The following is a 5,820-nucleotide window of genomic DNA, read 5'->3' as shown; positions in this document are numbered from 1 at the left end:
CTCTGAACCCACTTGCATTCGGGAATACCGTCCAGCACCTCCCCGATCTCGATCCCGATCCCGATCTCGATCCCACCCTCCATTGACCCTTCCGGTACCCCACCTCCCATGACTCATTCTTCCCTCCCATGACTCTTAAAATCTCCAAAACCAGGCATCAAAAAAAACGCTCCCGAAGGAGCGTTTCTTACGAAACAGGAAGAACGATGTGTTTTTTATGGAGAGCTGTCAGTTTTTCAAAGGGAAAATGTTCCAGGGCTTCCTTCAGGGAAACCGATCTTGGTTCGGAGAGGCCGCCGGCGAGATACAGCAGAAGGCCGATCAGGTCTTCCGGACGGCTGCCCCGGTTCCGGAGCTCTTCTATGGTAATCCCCTGCTGCCGCTTGGAGAGGCGGATGCCCCTGGTATCTACCAGAAGGGGCAGGTGCCCGTAGACGGGCACGGGATATCCCAGCTTCCGGATCAGGAAGGCCTGATAGGGTGTGGAATCAAGCAGGTCATTTCCCCGGAATACATGGGTCACTCCCATCTGTCCGTCGTCGATGGAGACCGCCAGCTGGTAGGCCACCAGACCGTCGGCACGGCGGACAACGAAGTCATCCGCCCCTGCTTTCAGGTGCCTGGTAACGGTGCCCAGGAAAAGGTCCCGGAAGGAGACGCTTCCGTCTTCCATGCGGAGCCGCCAGCAGGGCTGCTTCGTCATCCGGGCCCGTTCCTCTGCGGTGAGATTCCGGCAGTGTCCGTCATACACCGGCCTTTCCTCTCCCTCATGGGGAGCGGAAAGAACCTGGTGGATGCGGCTGCGGCTGCAGTAGCAGGGATAGATGGCCCCTTCCTTTTCCATGCGGGAAAGGATCTGCCGGTAGATATCATACCGCTCGCTCTGCACGGCGGAGCCGTAAGGACCTGTTTTCCCCGGTCCTTCATCGTAGTCCAGCCCCATCCATGCCAGGTCATTTTCAATGCCCCGGACATATTCTTCCCGGCAGCGGTCCCGGTCAATATCTTCAATGCGCAGGATGACAGTGCCGCCCTGCTGCCTTGTCCAAAGCCAGTTCAGAAAGGCAATCCACAGGTTTCCCAGATGCATGTGCCCCGTAGGACTGGGGGCGAAGCGGGTCCGTACCTTCATCAGTCCGGCAGGGACCTGACTGCATCAAAGAGGTCCTTATTCTGCTTGATCTTGTCCTCGCTGCCCATGACGCAGATATAGGGATCCTTCATCACGCTGGCCACCAGCGGTGCCAGCTTCCGGATATCCTCCACCTGGCATCCCACGATTTCATCCCTGATCTTCAGACGGGATTCTCTGGTGTTGCCGGAGAGGTAATGAACCATGGCTCTTTCCCCTTTCATGGAAGGAGTGAGCTGGATTTCAGCAGCGGCCATGGTGCCGATGACGTACTTTGTCATTTCCCGGTCCGAAAGGGTCAGATGTTCCAGGTAATCCGGAAGATCCTCATAGGCCTTCAGGGTTTCCGCCAGATTGGGGTCCCGGTAGGAGCAGAGGATCGATGTGCCGTCCCGGAGGAACTGGGTGAAGGCACCGTAGGCGCCGCCCAGTACACGCACCTTTTTCCACAGATATTCATAGCGGAGAATGGTTTCCATAACCCGGAGGGCTCCGGTAAATTCAAATCCATGATCCCGGAAATTGCCGCCCTTGGCCACATACTGCACTTTGCCGGAGGTCAGGAAGGCTTCGTTGATATGTTCCGGCGGGAAGCTGTATACATGGGGTTCATCCTTCGTTCCTTCCGCCATGTCGCCGGTCACCAGGGACAGAGTATCCAGCACTCTCTTCTTTTCTTCCTCTTCCCCGATGGTTTCAAAGAAAAGATGGGAACGGGTGAAAATCTTTCTGGAAACGGATGCCAGCTTTTCTTCCAGGGCTTCCTTATCCCTGTCGAAGTTTTTGGCCACATCTGCCAGGAAATAATAGTAGGAAAGGCCGGACTGCTCTGCAAATTCTCCTCCTTTGGAGAAATAGGAGGTCAGCCTGGTCATCATGAGAGTATGGCCTTTGGAGAAGGCGCTCATATCCCATTCCGATTTTTCCTGGAGAATCAGTTCCTTCAGACGCTTGCTGTCCGTAAAGAGGGTATGATTGATCACTTCGCCCAGAAGCTCCATCATCTTATCCACCTTGGAGGTCAGCGCCTTGGCCCGGATGGTAAAGGTCGGCAGGTAGGAAGAAGTATCATCGATCTTCCCGTAGCCGTTCACGGCAAAGCTCATGCCGCCGGTATAGGCATTGGACAGGCGGGCCAGTTCGCTGTAGCTGTACTTTTCAGTGGAAAGACTGCGCAGCAGGGTGGAAAGAAGGATGGCATAGGGAATGTCCTCTTCCTTCAGGGCACCCAGGGTGAAATAGAGATTCAGATAGGTAATGCCGGTGGTATGAACGTCAAAGTGGAAATGGTCAATGCCGGAAACCTCTTCCTTTTCCAGCTTCTCTTCCTCAATGGGCCGCTTCAGATCACTGCGGGAAAGGAGCGGAATGGTTTTCAGCGCTTCCTCTGTTTCTCCCGATGCCTGTCTTTCCTTCAGCGCCTTAGTGGAAGCCATAATGTCATCCAGCTGTTCATCGGAAAGGCTGCTCTTGAAGGAAGCCAGCTTTTCAGCCGTTTCCCGGTTCATCTTTTCTGTCAGTCCCTTTTCCGGCTTCATGGTGATCAGTACCTGGTGAGGATTCTTGATCACATAGCGGAGAAGAAGATTTTCAAAATAGTTGGTCTTCAGGTTCTTTCTCAGGGTGTTGATGTCATCGATATACCGGAGTGCTGCCATGGGGTCCCGGTCATAAAGCCACATATCCATAGCCCTTACGCCGTAGAAAAGACCCTTCGGCCTTCCCTGGTAATCATTTTCCCGGGCAGTAAATTCCGTACGGTTCAGAGCAGCTTCCAGCATATCCTTGTCAATGCCCTTCAGGGCAATGGAGCGGAGGGTGCTGTCAATCACATCGGCAAAGGCCTGCTGCTTGTCCTCTTCCGAACCGGTCACTTCCACAATCCATACGGGCTGCTTGTAGCTGTCGCCGTAAGCGCCGGAAAGATCGCTGCCCAGTCCTGCATCCAGCACTGCCTGTTTCAGGGGTGCTCCGTCCATATCGATGAGCACGTAGTTCAGGATACGGAAAGCCAGGGAATCCATGGTGGACATATGATCGTTAAAGGCGGTATAAAGGGCATGAATGGCCTTGCCCTCGGTGCTTTCATTTTCCGCAATGCCGTAGGGAGCCGTCAGAGAAACCCGCTTTGCAAAGGGCGCCTGGGTCTTCACCATGGAATCCACATTCCGGCGGTCAAAGGCGGAAAGGTATTCCCTGTCCAGGTACTCCAGGGTCTTATCGATATCCATATCCCCGTAGAGGTAGATATAGCTGTTGGAAGGATGATAGAAACGGCGGTGGAATTCAGTGAATTCGCGGAAGGAAAGGGTAGGAATCACTTCCGGATCCCCGCCGGATTCCACACCGTAGGTGGTGTCGGGGAAAAGCTTTTCCATAGCCCGGTCTTCCATAATGGCTTCCGGAGAGGAAAGAGCCCCCTTCATTTCGTTGTATACCACGCCGTTATAGGTCAGCGGCGCATCCTTGCTTTCCAGCTCGTAGTGCCAGCCTTCCTGCATGAGAATCTGCGGATTCTTCAGGCAGTTCGGATAAAAGACCGCATCCAGATACACATCCATCAGATTATGGAAATCCACCGCATTGCGGCTGGCAATAGGATACATGGTCTTGTCAGGCCAGGTAATGGCATTCAGGAACGTATTGAGAGAACCCTTGGCCAGTTCCACAAAGGGTTCCTTCAGCGGATACTTCCGGGAGCCGCAGAGCGTGGAGTGTTCCATAATATGGGGCGCCCCCTTGGAATTATCCGGCGTAGTCCTGAAGCAGATAAAAAACACCTTGTTGTCATCATCATTATCCAGATACATGAGACGGGCGCCGCTCTTCACGTGCTCCATCATGTATGCATCGGAATTGACTTCTTCAATATGAGACATGGGGCCCACCTTAAATCCGTGGACCAGGTCTCCTTCTTTCCATTTCATAAAAAACCTCCTAAAGAAGCACCGCTCCCCCGCTCCGCCTCTCTCCCTGCCCTGCAGGGGCAAGGGAAACGGGGCTGCAGCAGCCCTTCCCTAAACGAACGAAAAAGCGCAGGCTCAAACCTGTGCTTTTTCTGTGATCAGGAAGCCCCTCCATCAGTGGAGCGGACTTTCTTTCTTACTTATTCCGATTTGGCACGGGGAAAAAACTCATCATGAATGGCCTGTACCGCTTTATCCAGATCCTTCCTTAAAATCAGGCAGGAAATACTGATTTCAGAAGTGCTTACAATGTCGATATTCACATTGGCTCTTCCCAAAGCGCCGAACATGCGGGCTGCTACGCCGGGTGTGCCGAGCATACCGGCACCGACGACGGAAACCTTGGCTGTGTCATCATCATAAATGACCTCTTCCAGCTTTCCTTCATCCCTCATCTTTTCCAGCACCCTCTTGGCATCGGGCAGGTCCGTATCCTCAATGGTGAAGATGATGTCCGTCTTGTCATCATTGGAATTCCGGACACTCTGGACAATCATATCCACCGTAATATTATCTTCCGCCAGAGCGGAGAAAACCATATAGGCCACACCAGGGATATTCCGAAGTCCCAGTACCGCAATCCTTGCGGCATGGGCATCCTGGGCCACGCCTCTTACCGATTCATTCTTACCTTCCATTGTGCATACCTCCCGGATAATGGTGCCTTCTTCATCAGTGAATGTAGACCGTACGTGAATAGGAATATGATACTTCATGCCCAATTCCACACTGCGGGGCTGCATAACCCCTGCACCCAGTCTGGCCATTTCCAGCATTTCCGTATTCGTGATTTCCTTCATCTTAATGCAGCCCTTCACATGACGGGGATCCGCAGAATAAATGCCGTCCACATCAGTGAAAATCTCGCACATATCCGCATGCATGGCGCCGGCCAGAGCCACCGCCGTAGCATCGGAACCGCCCCGTCCGAGCGTTGCCACATCTCCATTGGGCATCAGGCCCTGGAAACCGGCCACAATGACAATATTGCCTTCCTCCAGTTCCCGGAAAACCCTCTCCGGCTTCACATCATCAATGCGGGCCTTGCCATAGGCGCCGCCGGCAATGATGCCGGCCTGGGGACCGGTCAGAGAAACAGCAGGAACTCCAAGCTTCCGGAAAGTCATAGCCATCAGAGCGATAGACATCTGCTCCCCTGTAGCCAGGAGCATATCCATCTCCCTGCCATGATTCACGGAAGATACCTGGGATGCCAGATCCAGAAGATCATCAGTCGTATCGCCCATGGCAGATACCACAATTACAATCTTATCCCCCGGCTTCCGGTCGCGAAGAACACGGTTCGCAATATTCAGCATTTTTTCCGGTGTAGCCACCGAACTTCCACCGAACTTCTTAACATAAAGTGCCATTTACATCCCTCATTTACTGAGTAATTATTATACCTACAACTTAGAAAATTTTATCATGCCCGCCCATTTATGTAAAGAAGATTGTTGAAATTATGAAATACAGAACAGCCCGTCCCATCCTTCATCAGAAGAATTGTAAAAAAGTGCAGAAAATATAGAAAATACGGAATCCCCCTGCGGTGCACAGGAGATTCATTATGCATGATAAGGACAAGTATAAAATACAGCGAATCATTTCCTCTACCGGAGCAATGAGTTTTAAACCCAGCACTACAGCTCGTGGGCTGGTGAGCTGGCAGCTAGTGGCTGGTTCCCAGCTGCAAGCCACTCGGTCCCGAACATGCCGAAG

Annotated in this window: 3 protein-coding genes; all 3 read right to left on the bottom strand. The window is 52.8% G+C overall.

The genetic code is table 11. The annotated features are described in order from the left end of the window. Window positions 1–187: 187 nt before the first annotated feature. Window positions 188–1,132 (bottom strand): tRNA glutamyl-Q(34) synthetase GluQRS, encoded by a 945-nt coding sequence (gene gluQRS / locus ACI4N7_RS08525; protein WP_439732934.1) that lies wholly within the window; start codon window positions 1,130–1,132, stop codon window positions 188–190. Beyond that, the gene (locus ACI4N7_RS08520; protein WP_439732933.1) at window positions 1,132–4,059 is read right to left on the bottom strand and encodes an insulinase family protein; all 2,928 of its coding nucleotides are present in this window, start codon (window positions 4,057–4,059) and stop codon (window positions 1,132–1,134) included. Before ACI4N7_RS08520 ends, gluQRS begins: the two co-directional genes overlap by 1 nt. A 179-nt stretch (window positions 4,060–4,238) precedes the next feature. After that, a complete protein-coding gene (locus ACI4N7_RS08515) occupies window positions 4,239–5,471 on the bottom strand; it encodes an aspartate kinase (RefSeq protein ID WP_439732932.1) in 1,233 nt (410 codons plus the stop codon). Window positions 5,472–5,820 lie beyond the last annotated feature (349 nt).

The sequence above is a fragment of the Dialister sp. genome (genome assembly GCF_051885895.1).
GTDB lineage: Bacteria > Bacillota > Negativicutes > Veillonellales > Dialisteraceae > Dialister.
Note: the sequence above shows the minus strand (reverse complement) of the source record. Positions and strands in the feature narration are given on the sequence as shown.

Bases quoted from the DNA above. Each gene is read 5' to 3' on its own strand.
- gluQRS (WP_439732934.1), bottom strand. From the start codon at position 1,132: ATGAAGGTACGGACCCGCTTCGCCCCCAGTCCTACGGGGCACATGCAT.
- ACI4N7_RS08520 (WP_439732933.1), bottom strand. From the start codon at position 4,059: ATGAAATGGAAAGAAGGAGACCTGGTCCACGGATTTAAGGTGGGCCCC.
- ACI4N7_RS08515 (WP_439732932.1), bottom strand. From the start codon at position 5,471: ATGGCACTTTATGTTAAGAAGTTCGGTGGAAGTTCGGTGGCTACACCG.